General features: G+C 73.1%; 15 protein-coding genes. 5 read left to right on the plus strand and 10 right to left on the minus strand.

All coding sequences use genetic code 11. The features are described 5' to 3' along the window. Positions 1–98: 98 nt before the first annotated feature. The 5 genes from HN013_RS26055 to HN013_RS26075 all read right to left on the minus strand — a co-directional run bounded on the left by HN013_RS26055 (position 99) and on the right by HN013_RS26075 (position 6,478). Positions 99–1,022 carry a hypothetical protein gene (locus HN013_RS26055; RefSeq protein ID WP_171170342.1) on the minus strand — a complete coding sequence of 308 codons (924 nt, stop codon included), beginning with the start codon at positions 1,020–1,022 and terminating at the stop codon, positions 99–101. A 197-nt stretch (positions 1,023–1,219) separates the two neighbouring features. After that, positions 1,220–2,434, minus strand: a complete 1,215-nt coding sequence (locus HN013_RS26060; protein WP_171170343.1) for a hypothetical protein — start codon at positions 2,432–2,434, stop codon at positions 1,220–1,222. Beyond that, positions 2,416–3,153, minus strand: coding sequence for an ABC transporter ATP-binding protein (locus HN013_RS26065; protein WP_171170345.1), 738 nt, complete (start codon positions 3,151–3,153; stop codon positions 2,416–2,418). The genes HN013_RS26060 and HN013_RS26065 overlap by 19 nt, the downstream gene beginning before the upstream one ends. 211 nt (positions 3,154–3,364) lie before the next feature. After that, on the minus strand, positions 3,365–4,984 hold the full coding sequence (locus HN013_RS26070) for a thiamine pyrophosphate-binding protein (RefSeq protein ID WP_171170347.1): 1,620 nt from the start codon (positions 4,982–4,984) through the stop codon (positions 3,365–3,367). Positions 4,985–5,035: 51 nt separating this feature from the next. Next, positions 5,036–6,478, minus strand: a complete 1,443-nt coding sequence (locus HN013_RS26075; protein WP_171170349.1) for a sodium:solute symporter — start codon at positions 6,476–6,478, stop codon at positions 5,036–5,038. Positions 6,479–6,591: 113 nt separating this feature from the next. On the opposite strand from HN013_RS26075, the gene HN013_RS26080 reads away from it, so the two are divergent. After that, complete coding sequence (locus HN013_RS26080) at positions 6,592–8,088, plus strand: PucR family transcriptional regulator (RefSeq protein ID WP_171170351.1); 1,497 nt, start codon at positions 6,592–6,594, stop codon at positions 8,086–8,088. Between the two features lie 78 nt (positions 8,089–8,166). Here HN013_RS26080 and HN013_RS26085 read toward each other — a convergent pair whose 3' ends face one another. Continuing rightward, on the minus strand, positions 8,167–9,546 hold the full coding sequence (locus HN013_RS26085; RefSeq protein WP_171170354.1) for an aspartate aminotransferase family protein: 1,380 nt from the start codon (positions 9,544–9,546) through the stop codon (positions 8,167–8,169). Further along, positions 9,531–10,034 carry an Lrp/AsnC family transcriptional regulator gene (locus tag HN013_RS26090; RefSeq protein ID WP_171170356.1) on the minus strand — a complete coding sequence of 168 codons (504 nt, stop codon included), beginning with the start codon at positions 10,032–10,034 and terminating at the stop codon, positions 9,531–9,533. Before HN013_RS26090 ends, HN013_RS26085 begins: the two co-directional genes overlap by 16 nt. Positions 10,035–10,199: 165 nt before the next feature. On the opposite strand from HN013_RS26090, the gene HN013_RS26095 reads away from it, so the two are divergent. The 3 genes from HN013_RS26095 (at position 10,200) to HN013_RS26105 (ending at position 13,646) form a co-directional block, all read left to right on the plus strand. Then, positions 10,200–11,651, plus strand: coding sequence for a gamma-aminobutyraldehyde dehydrogenase (locus tag HN013_RS26095; protein WP_171170358.1), 1,452 nt, complete (start codon positions 10,200–10,202; stop codon positions 11,649–11,651). A gap of 107 nt (positions 11,652–11,758) precedes the next feature. Then, positions 11,759–12,343, plus strand: a complete 585-nt coding sequence (locus HN013_RS26100) for a Uma2 family endonuclease (RefSeq protein ID WP_171170360.1) — start codon at positions 11,759–11,761, stop codon at positions 12,341–12,343. A gap of 115 nt (positions 12,344–12,458) precedes the next feature. Next, positions 12,459–13,646: a spermidine/putrescine ABC transporter substrate-binding protein gene (locus HN013_RS26105; RefSeq protein WP_249375406.1), complete on the plus strand. Its 1,188-nt coding sequence runs from the start codon at positions 12,459–12,461 to the stop codon at positions 13,644–13,646. A 43-nt stretch (positions 13,647–13,689) separates the two neighbouring features. Here the strand turns inward: HN013_RS26105 and HN013_RS26110 are convergent, their stop codons facing one another. Next, on the minus strand, positions 13,690–14,379 hold the full coding sequence (locus HN013_RS26110) for a glycerophosphodiester phosphodiesterase (RefSeq protein ID WP_171170362.1): 690 nt from the start codon (positions 14,377–14,379) through the stop codon (positions 13,690–13,692). A 59-nt stretch (positions 14,380–14,438) separates the two neighbouring features. Beyond that, entirely contained in the window at positions 14,439–15,518 is a 1,080-nt protein-coding gene (locus HN013_RS26115) for an adenosine deaminase (RefSeq protein WP_398980752.1), read from the minus strand. A gap of 50 nt (positions 15,519–15,568) precedes the next feature. Between HN013_RS26115 and HN013_RS33755 the strand changes: the two genes are divergently transcribed. Continuing rightward, a complete protein-coding gene (locus tag HN013_RS33755; RefSeq protein ID WP_171170367.1) occupies positions 15,569–16,339 on the plus strand; it encodes a DUF4190 domain-containing protein in 771 nt (256 codons plus the stop codon). Here the strand turns inward: HN013_RS33755 and HN013_RS26125 are convergent. Next, the gene (locus HN013_RS26125) at positions 16,285–16,914 is read right to left on the minus strand and encodes an NADAR family protein (protein WP_171170369.1); all 630 of its coding nucleotides are present in this window, start codon (positions 16,912–16,914) and stop codon (positions 16,285–16,287) included. The genes HN013_RS33755 and HN013_RS26125 overlap by 55 nt on opposite strands. Between the last annotated feature and the right edge of the window lie 89 nt (positions 16,915–17,003).

A 17,003-nucleotide genomic window follows, 5' to 3' on the forward strand; every position in this document is an offset into this window, starting at 1 on the left:
GCCCCCGGTTTCCCGGGAGGGCCCGGACCCCTGAGCCGCGCTGCGCGCGGCGTCCTCAAACGCCGGACGGGCTGAACTGCCCGCCCGGCGCTTCTCGTTCAGCTCACCGGGCTGACTTGGGGTTCCTTCTCCGCCGCCGGCGCCGCCCCATGGCTGTCCGGCTCACCGAACCAGGCCACCGCGACCGCTCCCGCCACCGCGAGGACGAAGCCGAGGACGGCCACCCAGGCGAAGCCGTGGCGGGAGGCGTCCCCGAGCAGGAGGACGCCGATGACGCCGGGCAGGATCGTCTCGCCGACGACGAGGGCCGCCGTCGCGCCGTTCACGGAGCCGATCTGGAGGGCCACCGTGTGCAGGTACATGCCGATGCTGCCGGAGATGAGGATGGCGTAGAGCGCCGGGTCGGCGAGCATCGTGGGGATGTCGAAGGGGTCGATGCCGTCGAGGATGCGGACGCCGACGCCGATCGCGCCGAAGCCGAGGCCGGAGAGCAGACCGGCGAGGATGGCGGCGTTGGAGCCCATCAGGCGCACGGCCACCGTGCCGCCGGCCATCAGCACGATGGAGATGATCAGCAGCCACCAGTGGGTGGACCGGGCGGTCTCACCGCTGCCCTCGTGGCCGGCGGCGGTCGCCAGCAGGACCAGGGCGGCGCAGACGACGGCTATGGACGCCCACTCCGGGCGCTTGAGCCGGATGCCGAGCAGCTTGATGCTGAGCAGGGCGGTGACGATGAGGTTGGCGCTGATGACCGTCTGGGAGAGGAAGAGCGGCAGCATGCGCGCCGCGAGGGCGCCGAGGCCGAAGCCGAGGAAGTCGAGGACGGTGCCGACCATGAACTCCCAGGTCACCGCGGCCTTGGCGGTGGAGGACAGACTGGGGCCGCCGTGCTGGGTCACCCCCGCGTCGCCGGTCGACGTCGCCTCCTTGAGTGCGGATTTGCGCGATCCCACCGCTTGCAGGACCGAACCCGTGCCGTAGCACGCCGAGGCCGCGACAGCCGTCACAAGGCCGATGATCACCAATTGCTCCGTTCGCCAATGAACCGCCTGCTCCTGATCCAGACGTTCAACGCGGCGCCGAAGTTGCTTTGGGTCAAGAACTGGTCAAAAAAAGGAGGGCAGAAGGCGGCGCGCAAGGCCCGTGCCAGAGCGCTTCCGGCTCATGGTAGAGGGGCGCACGGCCGTCGCCGCACGCCCCTTGACGGCCGGGCAGACCCTCACCTCGTCAGCGGCAGCGCCGCGAGTTCGGCGATCACCCAGGTCAGCGGGGCCAGCACGGCGATCAGCACCGCCGCCCGTACGGCCGCCGCGCCGCGCAGCAGCGAGCCCGGGATGCCGAGGCGGAGCAGCGCGGCGGTGGTGTCGGAGCGCACCTGCCGGGTGTCGAGGGCCGCGGTGATGGCCGTGGCGGTGGCACAGGCCATGACCACGGCGGCGCCGAGCCCGGTGAGCGGGCCGAACGGCCGGGGGCCCGAGGACTCCCAGGCCACTCCGTAGAGCTCGGCGGCGGCCAGGGCGCCGGCGGCGACCGCGCAGAGCACGCCCAGGGGCCGCCCGAGGCGCGTCGCCGTGTCCTGGAGGGTGCGCCCGGCCAGCATCCGCACCGGCCCGGGACGCCCCGCCGCCAGCGCCACCCCGCACCAGTGCGTCAGCCCGGGACCGGCCAGGACCAGGCCCAGCGAGGCGAGCAGCCAGCCGCCGAGGAGGCCGGGGGAGGCCCCGCCGTCCTGGCCGGGGAGCGCCAGGAGGCGGCCCGGCTCGGGGACGGGCGCGTGGCCGACGTACGCCACCAGGGCGAGGCCCGACGCGATGACGGCGATGCCCCACGGGAGACCGGCGTACGAGGGCCGGGCCGCCGCGGGCCGCGGCGGCGCGGGGACGTCCTCGGCCTCCTCCGGGGCGTGCGCGGGGCGCCTGCGCGCCTCGCGCGGGCGCAGGACGAGGGCGCACACCCCGGCGCTCACGGCGGGCAGCAGGCCGAGCAGCGTCACGGTCGCCGCCCACGGCAGGGCGTGGCCGCCGTCCAGCAGCCCGGACGCGGAGCCGCTCAGCGGGGTGCCGCCGAGGTCGCCCCGCAGCTCCAGGTAGACCAGCAGGGCGGCGCCGCTGCCGAGGCCGCACGAGACGGCCGTCGAGGCGGCCGCGAGCAGGGTGAGCCGCACGGGGCCCAGGCCGACGGCGTCCAGCCCGTCCCGCGGCCGGGTGGCCGGGTCCGTCCGCGCCACCGCCAGGGCGAACTGCGCGACCGCCGCGCACGGGACCGCGCACCACAGCAGCCGTACGACCGACTCCTCGGGCTGCTTGGGGTGCGCCACCGCGTACCCCAGGGCGCAGAGCAGCAGGAAGCCGGCGCCCGCGGCGGCGACCGCGACCAGGACGCGCCGCAGGAGGACGAGCGGATGCGCGCCGCGCGCTAGGCGGAGACTGAGCACGCGGCCCTGCCCTCCCCTTCGGGCGCGTCCGGTGCGGGGATGGCGCCGCCCCGGCGGCCGTCGACGAGGCCGACGCTCCGGTCGGCGAGCGAGGCGCCCTCGTCGTCCAGCGTCGCGAGGACCACCGTGATGTGGTGCGAGCGGGCGGCGGTGGTGAGCGTGCGCAGGACCTGGGCCCGGTCGGCGCTGTGCAGCGGCGCGGTCGGGTCGTCGGCGAAGACGACGGTCGGCTCGCAGGCCAGGGCGCGGGCGATGGAGATCCGCTGGCACTGTGCCCGGGAGAGCGCGGTCGGCCGCTTGCGCGCGCAGTCGCCGACGTCGAGGCGCTCCAGCCACTCCGCGGCGGCCTGCTTGGCGGCGCGGTGGGCGGCGCCCCGGGCCAGCAGCGGCAGGGCGGCGTTCTCCCAGCCGGTCAGCTCCGGCACCAGGTGCGGGGCGCTGTCGATCCAGCCGAACCGCTCTCGGCGCAGCCGTTCGCGCGCCGGCCGGGACAGGGTGTGCACGGGGGCGCTGTTGAACCACACCTCGCCGGAGTCCGGCACCAGCTGGCCGGAGAGGCACCGGAGGAGGGTGGTCTTCCCCGCGCCGCGCGGCCCGGTGACCGCGAGGACCTCGCCCTCGCGGATACCGATGGACACGCCTGCGAGGGCGGGGGAACCGTTGTAGGAGTAGTGCAGGCCGCGTGCCCAGAGCACGTCGTTGTCCGGCGGGGCCACCATTTCGAGCACACCTCGGGTCGCTGGAGGGTCCGTTCCCCTGTCCGGGTGAACGAACCGGGGGCCATTGGGTCACTGGCACCGTACGGAACGGGGATCCTAGCCCCGGTCCAGGCTCGGCGCGGGAGTGGTCCAGGAGAGGTCCACTTTCCTCCCATCGGGCTCATGGCGCGAGGGTGCGAAGAGGGTGTGCAGGTGCGGAAGGGGCGCGGGGCTACCGGTGGGTGGGCGCGAACATCCGGAGTACGGCCGGTAGCACCACCACGGACGGGCCGGGCGCGCGGAGCGCGGCGGACAGGTCCGCCCGCAGCCGGTCCGGGGCGCTGCGCACGGCGGGGACGCCGAAGGACTCGGCGAGGGCCACGAAGTCGGGGCGGGCGAGCTCGGTCCCGGTGGCCTCGCCGTACGCGTCGGTCATGTACTCGCGCAGGATGCCGTAGCCGCCGTCGTCGACGATCAGCCAGGTGACCGGCAGGCCGTACTGCCGGGCGGTGGCGAGCTCGGCGATCGAGTAGAGGGCGCCGCCGTCGCCGGAGACGGCCAGGACCGGGCGGGTCCGGTCGGCCGCCGCGGCCCCCAGCGCGGCCGGGAAGCCGTAGCCCAGGCCGCCGGCGCCCTGGGCCGAGTGGAACGGGCCGGTGCGGGGGTCGAAGGCGGACCAGGCCCAGTAGCCGAGGATCGTCATGTCCCAGAAGCTCGGCGCGTCGTCGGGCAGCGCGGCCCGGACGGCGGCGAGCACCGCCCGCTCGGTTCCGAGGTCCTGGGCCGCGAGCCGCGCGTGGACGCGGTCCAGCAGCCCGCGGGCGGCCGCGGCGCCCCCGCCCGGCGGGCGCGGGGCGACGGACGCCGCCAGCGCGTCCAGCGCGGGGGCCGCGTCGGCGTGGATGCCGAGGGCCGGGTGGTTCGACTCCAGGGCGGCCGCGTCCGCCTCGATCTGGACGATCCGGCCGCGCGGCCGGAACGTGCCGTAGTTGGTGGACAGTTCGCCGAGTCCGGAGCCGGCGACGAGCAGGACGTCGGCCTCCTCCAGGAAGTCGGTGGTGTGCCGGTCCTCCAGCCACGACCGCAGCGACAGCGGGTGCTCCCACGGGAACGCGCCCTTGCCGCCGAAGGTGGTGGCCACCGGTGCGTCCAGCCGCTCCGCCAGCGTCCGCAGCGCGGATTGCGCTCCGGCGCGCACCACACCGCCGCCCGCGAGGATCACCGGCCGCTCCGCCGCGTCCAGGAGCGCCGTGGCCTCCTCGATCAGCTCGCGCCGCGGCAGCAGCGCCCGCGGGCGCCCGTCCAGCGCGCGCACCGGCGGGACGGTGACGGGGGCCGCCAGCACGTCCTGCGGGATCTCCACCCACACCGGCCCGGCCGGGGCCTCCAGCGCGGAGCGCCAGGCGTCGGCGAGCGCGGAGGGGATCTGCGAGGCGGTACGGACGGTGTGCACGCTCTTGACGACGTCGCGGAAGGAGGCCGCCTGGTCGCGGAGTTCGTGCAGGTACCCCTTGCGGCCGCCGCCCAGGCCCGCCACCGGGACCTGGCTGGAGATGCCGAGCACGGGCGCGGACGCGGCGGCCGCCTCCTGGAGGGCGGCGAGCGTCAGCAGGGCGCCGGGGCCGGTGGAGACGAGGAGGGGGGTGACGCGGCCGGTCACGCGGGCGTGCGCGTCGGCGGCGAAGCCCGCGTTGTTCTCGACGCGGAGACCGACGTAGTCCAGCGGGGACCGGCGCAGCGCGTCGAACAGGGCGAGGGCGTGCTGCCCGGGCAGACCGAAGACGGTGGTGGCGCCGAGGACGCCGAGCGATTCGAGGACGAGGTCGCCACCGGTGCGCGGGGCGGGGTTCATGGGGGTGTGCCTTTCGTGGGGGAGGGGGAGGGGTGAGGGGGAGCCGTCCCGTCAGACGGGTGATCCCTCGCCCGCCAGGCGCCGCTGCCAGGTCTCCAGGACCGCCGCGTCCGTCCGCTCGGTCGCCAGGCTGACGACCACGTAGGCGGTGAGCGAGGCGAGCAGCCCGTACAGGATGGGCTCGTTGGCCATGATGCCCAGCCAGCCGATCAGCGCCAGGACGGTGGCGCCGCCGGTGATGATGGCCGCCAGCGCCCCGGCGCCGGTGCCGCGCCGCCACAGCAGGCCGCCGAGGACCGGGACGAGGAGGCCGCCGACGAGCAGGTCGTAGGCGAGCGTCAGGGCCTGGACCACGTCGTCGAGGGAGAGGGCGACGGCGATCACGGCGGCGCCCATCAGGAGGATGAACAGCCGGTTGCCGCGCACCTCGTCGGCCTCGTGGGCCTCGCCGCCCGGGGCGCCGCCGCCGCGCAGCCGGTTCCAGATGTCGTTGCGGGCCACCGTGGCGCAGGCGATCAGGGCGCCGGAGGACGTCGACATGACGGCCGACAGGGCGGCCGCCAGGACCAGGCCCTTCAGGCCGAGCGGCAGGGTGTCCCGCACGATCGTCGCGAACGCGTCGTCCGGGCTGCCGAGGTCGGGGTAGAGCACGCGGGCCGCCGTGCCGATGGCCGCGCCTCCGATGGCGTACAGCAGGCAGTACGTGCCGGCCGCCGTGCCGCCGAGGCGGGCCGTCCGGTCGTCGCGGGCGGTGAAGACGCGCTGCCAGATGTCCTGTCCGATCAGCATGCCGAACGAGTAGACCAGCACGTAGGTGAAGACCGTCTGCGCGCCGATGCTCGTGGGCGAGAAGTAGCCGCCCGGCAGCTCGTCCCGCATCGCCGCGAAGCCGCCCGCCTTGATCACCGCGACCGGGAGGAGGACCAGCAGCACGCCCACCGTCTTCACCACGAACTGGACCATGTCCGTCAGCGTGATGGACCACATGCCGCCGAGCGTCGAGTAACACACCACGATCGCCCCGCCGATGAGGATCGCCAGCGCGCGGTCGAGGCCGAAGACCACGTCGAAGATGGTGGCGTAGGCGATGGTGGAGGTGACGGCGAGCATCAGGGTGTAGGCCCACATGACGACGCCGGAGATGACGCCCGAGGTGCCGCCGTAGCGCAGGTCCAGCATCTGGCTGACGGTGTAGACCCGAAGCCGGGAGATCCGGGCGGAGAAGAAGACGCTGAGCGCCAGCAGGCCCAGGCCGATGGTGAAGACCATCCAGGCGCCCGACAGGCCGTACCGGTAGCCCAGGCCCACCCCGCCGATGGTGGACGCGCCGCCGAGCACGATCGCGGCCATCGTGCCCGAGTAGAGGGCCGGGCCCAGGCGGCGCCCGGCGACGAGGAAGTCCCCGGCGGTGGTGGAACGGCGCATTCCCCACCAGCCCATGGCGAGCATGCCCGCGAGGTAGACGACGATCACCGCGTAGTCGACGACGGACATGGCGCTCCTCACAGCTGAGGTCGGTGGGGTGTCCGTGACCCTAGGCTTCCTGTGAGGCGGGAGTGAAGTGTACGTTTCCTCCATCCGCCGGCTCCGCACGGTGCGGATCGTCCATGGGGGAGATCTTGTTGCACGAACCGCTGCCACCGGTCGTCCCGGTTCCGCTCTCCACCCTGCTCGGCCTCCCCGACCTGGGCCTCCGGCAGGTCGCCGGGCCGGCCGCCGACACGCTCGTGCACGCCGTGCACACCAGCGAGATGGCCGACCCGGTGCCCTATCTCCTCGGCGGCGAGCTGCTGTTGAGCGCCGGCGTCGCCGCACCGGCGCGGGACGCGGACGCGTACTGGGACCGCTACGCCGCGCGGACCGTCGAGGCGGGGGCGGCCGCGCTCGGCTTCGGCGTCGCGCCCGTGCACACCGCCGTCCCGCCCGGCCTCGCCGCGGCGTGCGAACGGCGCGGCCTGCGGCTCGTGGAGGTCCCCGAGCCGACGCCGTTCACCGCCGTGGCCCGCGCCATGGGGCGCACCGCCGCCGCCCTGCGCCACCAGGGGCTGCACCGGCTCGCGGAGGCCCAGCAGGCCCTGACCGCCGCCGCGGCCCGGCCGCACCCCGTGCCCGCCGTGCTCTCCCGGCTCGCCTCCCACCTCGGCGGCTGGACCGCCCTCTACGCCCCCGACGGCACCGAGGCCCTGACGGCCGGGACCGCCCCGCCGCCCGCCGTCCGCGCCTCGCTCGCCCGGCTGGCCGGCCGGTTGCGGCCCGGACTGTCCTCCGCCGCCCGCACGGTGGACGGACTCCACCTGAGCGCCTACGGACTGGGCGGATCACGGCCCTCCGGCCCGGCGCGGGCCGCCCTCGGCCTGAGCGTCCCGCGCCGCGACCCGGCGGACACCGCCATCGCCGGCGTCGCCGTCGTCCTGCTCTCCCTGCTGACCGCCGACCGCCCGGCCGCCGACGCCGCCGGGCGCACGGCGGCGCTCGTCCGGCTGCTGCTGGGGGAGGACGCGGCCGGCGTGGCGGGGCTGCTGGGCGACGGCACCGGGCGGTGGACCGTCGTCCACGGGCGGCGCAGGGGCCGCGGAACCGAGGAGGCCGCCGGGCCGCTCGCCGCGGGCGCCCTCGCCGCCGGGCTGGGGACGGAGCTGATCGGCCTCGACGGGGACGGGCTCCGCGCGCTCGTGCCCGAGGGCACGGAGGTCCGGGCACAGCAGGGCTGGACGCTGGGCACGGCCGGGCCCGTCGACGCGGACCGCCTCGTGGAGGGGAGCGCCGACGCGGCGCGCGCCCTCCGCCGCGCGCTGGCGGAGCGCGTGCCGCTCGTCCGGCACCGGGCGGACGGCGGGGCCGGGCTGGCGTCCCTGGTGGACGAGGAGGAGGCGCGGGCCCTGGCCCGGTCCGCGCTCGCGCCGCTGGAGGACCGCCCCGAACTGGTGGAGACGGTACGCACCTGGCTGTCCGTGCACGGGAGCTGGGACCGGTCGGCGACGGCGCTCGGCGTGCACCGCAACACCGTCCGGCAGCGCGTGGCCCGCGCGGCGGCGCTGCTCGACGCCGACCTCGGGGACGCGGACGTCCGGATGGAGCTGTGGTTCCTCCTCAAGCGGGTCTGAAACGGGCCCGAAACGGGTCCGAACGGCCCGCGCCCGCCGCCGATGTGGCGGGCGCGGGCCGTCGGCGGGCCGTGCGCGTCAGATCCGCGTCCACGCCTCCGTGAGGACGCCGCGGAGGATCTGCTCGATCTCGTCGAAGGTGTCCTGACCGGCGATCAGCGGCGGGGACAGCTGGACGACCGGGTCGCCGCGGTCGTCGGCCCGGCAGTAGAGGCCGTTCTCGAACAGCCCCTTGGACACGAAGCCGTAGAGCAGCCGCTCGCACTCCTCCGGCGTGAACGACTCCTTGGTGGCCTTGTCCTTCACCAGCTCGATGCCGTAGAAGAAGCCGTTGCCGCGCACATCGCCGACGATCGGCAGGTCGTGCAGTTTCGAGAGGGTGCCGAGGAAGGACGACTCGTTGTCCAGCACGTGCTGGTTGAGGCCCTCGCGCTCGAAGAGGTCGAGGTTGGCGAGGGCGACCGCCGCCGAGACGGGGTGGCCGCCGAAGGTGTAGCCGTGCAGGAAGGTGTTCTTCCCCTTGAAGAACGGCTCGGCGATCCGGTCGGAGATGACGGCCGCGCCGATGGGGGAGTAGCCCGACGTCATGCCCTTGGCGCAGGTGATGATGTCCGGGACGTAGCCGAACTTGTCGCACGCGAACATCGTCCCGAGCCGGCCGAACGCGCAGATGACCTCGTCCGAGACGAGCAGCACGTCGTACTGGTCGCAGATCTCGCGCACCCGCCGGAAGTACCCGGGCGGCGGCGGGAAGCAGCCGCCCGCGTTCTGCACCGGCTCCAGGAAGACGGCGGCGACGGTGTCCGGGCCCTCGAAGAGGATCTGCTGCTCGATCTGGTCGGCGGCCCAGCGGCCGAACGCCTCCGGGTCGTCGCCGTGGACGGGCGCCCGGTAGAAGTTGGTGTTGGGCACCTTGCGGGCGCCGGGGACCAGGGGTTCGAACGGGGCCTTGAGAGCGGGGAGTCCGGTGATGGACAGAGCGCCCTGCGGGGTGCCGTGGTACGCGACGGCCCGGGAGATCACCTTGTACTTGGTGTGGTTGCCGGTGAGCTTGTGGTACTGCTTGGCCAGCTTCCACGCAGTCTCGACGGCCTCGCCGCCGCCCGTGGTGAAGAAGACCTTGTTGAGGTCCCCGGGCGCGTAGTGGGCCAGCCGCTCGGCCAGTTCGACCGCCTTGGGGTGCGCGTAGCTCCACACCGGGAAGAAGGCCAGCTCCTGCGCCTGCTTGTGGGCGGCCTCCGCCAGCTCGGCGCGGCCGTGCCCCGCCTGGACCACGAACAGCCCGGCGAGCCCGTCGAGGTAGCGCTTGCCCCGGTCGTCGTAGATGTATGTGCCCTCGCCGCGCACGATGGTGGGCACGGGGGCGTTCTCGTACGACGACATGCGGGTGAAGTGCATCCACAGGTGGTCGTACGCCGTCTGGGAATGGTCCTTGCTCACGGCTATCGGGTTCCCCATGTATAGGTCTGTTTGCGGAGCTTGAGGTAGACGAAGCTCTCCGTGGAGCGCACACCGGGCAGGGTGCGGATCCGCTTGTTGATCACGTCGAGGAGGTGGTCGTCGTCCTCGCAGACGATCTCGATGAGCAGGTCGAACGAGCCCGCCGTCACCACGACGTACTCCACCTCGTCCATCGCGGTCAGGGCGTCGGCGACCGGATCGAGGTCCCCGTCGACGTTGATGCCCACCATCGCCTGCCGCCGGAAGCCCACGGTGAGCGGGTCGGTGACGGCGACGATCTGCATCACGCCCTGGTCCAGCAGCTTCTGCACGCGCTGCCGGACGGCCGCCTCCGACAGCCCCACGGCCTTGCCGATCGCCGCGTAGGGCCGGCGCCCGTCCTCCTGGAGCTGTTCGATGATCGCCAGGGAGACGGCGTCGAGGGGCGGGGCGCTGTCGGCGCCCTTCGGGTCTGCGCTACGGGTGGCCACGGATCCACTCTGCATGAGGACTCCGCTGTATGACAAGCTTCGGGCGATGAAATCCGTTGTGTAAGGTGCCCTGAATAACTGATTCCGTTGTGCCTGACCGTTGGGTATATCGAAAGCGTGGCCCTCCTGGCTAGGCTGGGCGTCTCACCCGTCGGACATCTCACAGGAGAGGTGCACACCGTGACCACCGAGCCGCGCCGTTTGCGTAACTACATCAACGGGGAGTTCCGGGACGCCGCGGACGGGCGGACCACCGAGGTGGTCAATCCGGCCACGGGCGAGGCGTACGCCACCGCCCCGCTCTCCGGGGCCGCCGACGTGGACGCCGCGATGGCCGCCGCCGAGGCCGCCTTCCCCGCGTGGCGCGACCTCGTCCCGGCCGAGCGCCAGAAGGCCCTGCTCAAGATCGCCGACGCGATCGAGGCACGCGCCGAGGACCTGATCGCCGCCGAGTCGGAGAACACCGGCAAGCCGCTGGCCCTCACCCGCAGCGAAGAGGTCCCGCCGATGGTGGACCAGATCCGCTTCTTCGCGGGCGCCGCCCGGCTGCTGGAGGGCCGCTCGGCCGGCGAGTACATGGAGGGCATGACCTCCATCATCCGGCGCGAGCCGGTGGGCGTCTGCGCCCAGGTCGCCCCCTGGAACTACCCGATGATGATGGCCGTCTGGAAGTTCGCCCCGGCGCTCGCCGCGGGCAACACCGTCGTCCTCAAGCCCTCCGACACCACCCCCGCCTCCACGGTCCTGCTCGCCGAGATCATCGGCGGGGTGCTGGAGGAGCTGGGTCACCCCAAGGGCGTCTTCAACGTCGTCTGCGGCGACCGCGACACCGGCCGGCTGATGGTCGAGCACCCGGTGCCCGCCATGGCCTCGGTCACCGGCTCCGTCCGCGCCGGCCAGCAGGTCGCCGAGTCGGCGGCCAAGGACGTCAAGCGCGTCCACCTGGAGCTCGGCGGCAAGGCGCCCGTCGTCGTCTTCGAGGACGCCGACCTGGCCAAGGCCGTCGAGGACATCGCCGTCGCCGGCTACTTCAACGCCGGCCAGGACTGTACGGCCGCCACCCGTGTGCTCGTCCACGAGTCCGTCCACGACGAGTTCGTCACCGCGCTCGCCAAGGCCGCGGCCGACACGAAGACCGGGCAGCCGGACGACGAGGACGTCCTCTACGGCCCGCTCAACAACGCCAACCAGCTGAAGCAGGTGGCCGGCTTCATCGACCGCCTCCCCGCCCACGCCAAGGTCGAGGCCGGCGGCCACCGGGTCGGCGACAAGGGCTACTTCTACGCCCCGACCGTCGTCTCCGGCCTTCAGCAGGACGACGAGATCATCCAGAACGAGGTCTTCGGCCCGGTCATCACCGTCCAGTCCTTCACGGACGAGGACCAGGCCGTCGCCCACGCCAACGGCGTCGAGTACGCCCTGGCCTCGTCGGTGTGGACGAAGGACCACGCGCGCGCCATGCGGATGTCCAAGAAGCTCGACTTCGGCTGCGTGTGGATCAACACCCACATCCCGCTGGTCGCCGAGATGCCGCACGGCGGCTTCAAGAAGTCCGGCTACGGGAAGGACCTGTCGGCGTACGGGTTCGAGGACTACACGCGGATCAAGCACGTGATGACGTCGCTGGGCTGATCTCCGCGCACGACGCGGGTTCCGGGACAGGCCGTGTCCCGGGCCCGCGTTTATCGTTTAACCGTGCGGCTGCGCGTATGTACGCGCGGGAGGGGAGGAGCGGCACGATGACAGTCGAACTGACGGACAGGATCGCCGTGACCGACAACAATGGGTTCAGCCTGGATGATCTGTTCGACCAGCTGGAGCCGGTCCCCGAGGGATACAGGGCCGAGGTCATTCGGGGGGTCGTCCACATGTCGCCGCAGCGTTACACGCACTGGAACGTCATCCGGAGGGTGTTGCGCCAGCTGGAGGATCACTTCGGTGAGGACGCCCATATCGCCTCCGATGTGCGTATTGACTTCCCTGGGTATATGAACGGGTTCTGCCCCGATCTCGCGAAGATCGCCGATGAGGCGACGCCCAACGGCAAGGGAAGGTTCTCTCCCTCCGACGTGGAACTCGTCGTAGAGGTCATTTCTCAAGGGACCGCGGTCAACGATTACGGACCCAAGAAGCAGACGTACGCCGAGGCGGACGTACCCGTCTACGTGATCGTCGACCCGTACGCCGCGCAGTGCCACGTATTCACCTCCCCGAAGGCCGACGCCTACCGGAGCGAGGTCACTGTCGACTTCGGCGACCCGATCGACCTCACCTGCACTCCGCTCGGCCTGACGATCTCCACCGACAAGTTCCCCCGCGACTGACCCGCCCCCGGCGGCTCCCGTATCATCGACGGCCCGGCACAGCGTCGGGTGGCACCGGTGGCTCCCGGACACCCCGTCCCTTGTCCGTGAAGATCCGCTCCACCATCCTGCCGTCATGCGAGAGAAGCCCGTGAAGCCCCTGTCCCGCCGCTCCCTGCTGCGCGCGACGGTCGCCGGTGCGGGTGCCGCGGCGCTCGCCGGATGCGGAGTCCCGGCCGCCTACATCGCCCCCGGCGACCGCGCCGCGAAGGATCGTTCCGCCACCGAGAAGCGCCTGGTCTTCGCCAACTGGCCGCTGTACATCGACACGGACGAGAAGAACCCGCGCCGCCGGCCCACGCTGGAGGCGTTCGAGAAGCGCAGCGGTGTCTCGGTGAAGTACACCGAGGAGATCAACGACAACGACGAGTTCTTCGGGAAGATCAGCCCGGCCCTGATGAACCATCAGGACACCGGACGCGACCTGATCGTCGTCAGCGACTGGATGTGCGCGCGCTACGTCCGCCTCGGCTGGGTCCAGGAGATGGACCGGGCCGCGCAGCCGAACGTCGCCCGCCACCTCGACCCGCTGCTGGCTGAGCCGTCGTTCGACCCCGGCCGCAAGCACTCCGTCCCCTGGCAGTCCGGGATCACCGGCATCGCCTACCACCGCAAGAAGCTGGGCCGCGAGATCCGCAGCACCGCCGAGCTGTGGAAGGACGACCTGCGCGGCCGGGTCACCCTGCTGGCGGGGATGGACGAGGCGTTCTCGCTGCTGATGCAGGGCAACGGGGCCGACGTCACCCGCTGGACCGCCGACGACTTCCACACCATGACGGACCAGCTGCGCCGCCTGGTCGCCGAGCGGCACATCCGCCGGTTCACCGGGAACGACTACATCAAGGAGCTGTCCTCCGGCGATGTGCTGGCCTGCCAGGCGTACTCCGGGGACATCATCCAGCTCCAGGCCGACAATCCGGACATCGCGTTCGTGGTGCCGGAGGAGGGCGCGGAGCTCTGGGCCGAGAGCCTGATGATCCCCGACCTGGCCCGGCACAAGGCGAGCGCCGAACGGCTCGTCGACCACTACTACCGGCCCGAGGTGGCGGCGGAGCTGGCGGCGTCGGTCAACTACGTGTGCCCGGTGCCGGCCGCGCGGGACGTGCTGGCCTCGTCCGGGGAGAAGGACGTCGCCGAGCTGGCGGAGAACCCGCTGATCTTCCCGACGGACGACATGCGGAAGCGGCTGGCGACGGCGCGCGACATGACGGCGAAGGAGCGGCCGGGGTTCGCGAAGGAGTGGAACGAGATCGTGGGGCTGTAGCACCTTTCAGACCCCCCCGGGCTCCCGGACCCCCGCCGTTCCGCTACGCGTTGACCAGCGCCCGGAGCGTTCCCACCCGGTTCGTCGTGATCGAGTCGACGCCCGCGGCCAGCAGGCGGCGCATGGTGCGCCGGGTGTCGGCGGTCCAGGCGGAGACGAGGAAGCCGTCCGCGTGGTGCCGGGCGACGAGTTCCGGACCGACCAGTCCGAAGCGGTAGTTGAGCCAGTGCGGGCGGACCGAGGCGAGCAGGGCCGGGCGGGGCGGGGTCAGGGTGGTCCGGGTGAGGGCGATCTCCGCGTCGGGGTCGGCCCGGCGGACCTCCTGCATGGCGGCGGTGCCGCCGCAGTAGTAGACGTGCCCGGCAGCGCCCGCCGCGTGGACCTCGGCGACGGCGGTGGCCGCCGCCGAGGGGTCCGGGAGGTCGATGAACAGCCGTCCCGGGCCCTCCTCCGCCAGGGCCTCCCGGAGCGTCGGCACCCCGCCGCCGGTCAGTTCGCGCAGTTCGTCGGCGGTCACCGAGGCGAGGGCGCGGTCGTGGCCCCACAACCGCCGCAGGGTGGCGTCGTGCAGGAGGACGGGCACCCCGTCGCGGGTGAGCCGGACGTCGATCTCGACCGCCTCCGCTCCGGCCCGCCGGGCCGAGCGGAGGGAGGGCAGGGTGTTCTCGCGGTGGACGTACGGGTCGCCGCGGTGGGCGACGGCGTGGCAGGCGGCGCGGCTGGTGATCGGCATCCGCCCATTGTGGCCGGAAGCCGGGGGCGGCGCGGGCGGCACCGCCCGCGCGCCCGGGCTCAGCCTGCGTGGCTCGCCGTGTACGCGTCGATCTCGGCGGCGAGTTTCGCCTTGCCCGCGGCGTCCAGGAACGACGCCTCGACGGCGTTCTTGGCCAGGTCCGCGACGCCCCGGGCGTCGAGCTCCAGCAGCCGGGCGGCGACGGCGTACTCGTTGTTGAGGTCGGTGCCGAACATGGGCGGGTCGTCGCTGTTGATGGTGACCAGCACGCCCGCGGCGACCATCTCCCTGACCGGGTGGCGGTCGATGTCGGTCACGGCCCGGGTCGCCAGGTTGGAGGTCGGGCAGACCTCCAGCGGGATCCGGTGCTCGGCCAGGTGGGCCAGCAGCCGGGGGTCCTGGGTGGCGCTGGTGCCGTGGCCGATGCGTTCCGCGCGCAGCGCGGTCAGGGCGTCCCAGATCGTCTGCGGGCCCGTGGTCTCGCCGGCGTGCGGGACACTGCGCAGCCCGGCGGCGACGGCCCGGTCGAAGTACGGCTTGAACTGCGGGCGGGGGACGCCGATCTCGGGCCCGCCGAGGCCGAACGAGACGAGGCCGTCGGGCCGCAGGTCGCAGGCGATCCGGGCGGTCTCCTCGGCCGCCTCCAGACCGGCCTCGCCGGGGATGTCGAAGCACCAGCGCAGCACCACGCCCAGCTCGGACTCGGCCGCCTTGCGGGCGTCCTCGATCGCCTCGACGAAGGCCACGTCCGGGATGCCGCGGCGGACCGAGCTGAAGGGCGTGACGGTCAGCTCCGCGTAGCGGATGTTCTGCCGGGCCATGTCCCGCGCGACCTCGTAGGTCAGCAGCCGGATGTCCTCCGCGTCGCGGATGAGGTCGACGACGGAGAGGTAGACCTCGATGAAGTGGGCGAAGTCGCGGAAGGTGAAGAAGTCGGCCAGTGCCTCGGGGTCGGTGGGCACGGGGGAGTCCGGGTGCCGGGCGGCCAGTTGGGCGACGATGCGCGGGGAGGCGGAACCGACGTGGTGCACATGGAGCTCGGCCTTGGGCAGTCCGGCGATGAACGGGGCGAGCGCTGACATGTGGGCCTCCAAAGCCTGTTCGGTCGGCGGGTGCCGATCATCGTATGCGGGGGGCATCGGCGGCCTGGCGGGAGGCCGTAGCATGGCGGGAGAAGCAGGGAGGGTCAGTGTCCGACACGGGCAGTGCGCAGCAGGAACCGCGGGACCGCGACCCCTGGGCTCCGCCGCCGCGGGACGTCCGGCCGGGCCCGGGCGGGGTCCCGCTCGGCAAGGCGGCCGGGGAGGAGTCCCGGAACGCACCGTGGGAAGCGGGGTCCTCGGGCCGTCCGCCCGTCCCGCCGGTGCCTCCGGTGCGCGACGGCGGGGTGCCGCCCGTCCCCCTGGCGCCGACCGGCCCCGGCACCCCGAGCGCGTATCAGCGGCCCGGCCCCTACGGGCCGCAGGCCGGTTCGCCCTATGCGCCGCCCCACCCCGCGTACGGCCGCATACCCTACGGCCCGGACGCGTACGGCCGTCCGGGCCCCCCGTACGGGCAGGGCTGGGCCGCCGTCCCCGCCGCCGTCCCGGACAACGGGTTCGGCACGGCCGCGCTGGTCCTCGGCATCGTGTCCCTGGTGCTCTCGGTCACCATGATCTTCGGCGTCGTCCTGGGCGTGCTCGCCGTGATCTTCGGCGCTGTCGGCCGCGCCAAGGCCGTCAGGGGCGAGGCGTCCAACCGGGGCCAGGCCCTGGCCGGGCTGATCCTCGGGTCGCTCGCGCTGGTCGCCTCCGTACTGGTGCTGGTCCTGGTGATCAACAGCGCCGACTCGGAGAGCGAGGACGAGCGCTACGACGACGGCCCCGACGTGACCGATGTGTCCTATCAGGCCCAGGGGTACGGGGGTTACGCGACCGGGCTGCCCGCCTCGGGTCCGCTCGTGCTGTCCGCCAGCCGCTGACGCGCCTCCATCAGCGCGAAGCCCAGCAGGTTCAGCCCGTTCCAGCGGGCCGGGTCCCCGGCGCGCTCGTCGTCGGCGGCGAGCCCGATGCCCCATATCCGGTCCAGCGGGCTGGCCTCGACCAGCACCCGCGTCCCGGTGCCGAGGAGGTAGTCCCGCAGCGCGGGGTCCTGGCCGAACTTGTGCACGCTGCCCTCGACGACGAGCTCGAAGCGGTGCCGCCGCCACTCCTCATCGTCGAAGCCGCGCACCGTCCGTCCGGCGTCCTTCGCCTGCTTGGGGTGGCCCGCGGCCAGCACCCGGGCCTCGGCCTCGGCGTCGCCGAACAGCCGGGCCTTGCCGGCCATCATCCAGTGCTCCGCCGTCGCGTAGACCGTGCCGTCCACGGTGAAGGGCGACGGCCACCACTGACTGAAGCAACTGGCGCCTATGGCACCGTCACGCCGCGGCCGGTGGCCCCAGAAGAACACATACTTCGGCTGCTCACCGCGCGTGACGGCAGCCGTCAGCTCCTCGATGCTCCGCACGTTCTGCACGCCCTCGCTCACCACGTCGTTCCCCGGTCCGCTCGCCATGCCGTTCATTCTGGCATCCGGCACTGACAACGCAGAGTGAATATCGGGGAAAGCGGATCTCCCTCAAACTTTCCCCATAACATTGCCCG

The organism is Streptomyces sp. I05A-00742, assembly GCF_013055795.1.
Lineage (GTDB): Bacteria > Actinomycetota > Actinomycetes > Streptomycetales > Streptomycetaceae > Streptomyces.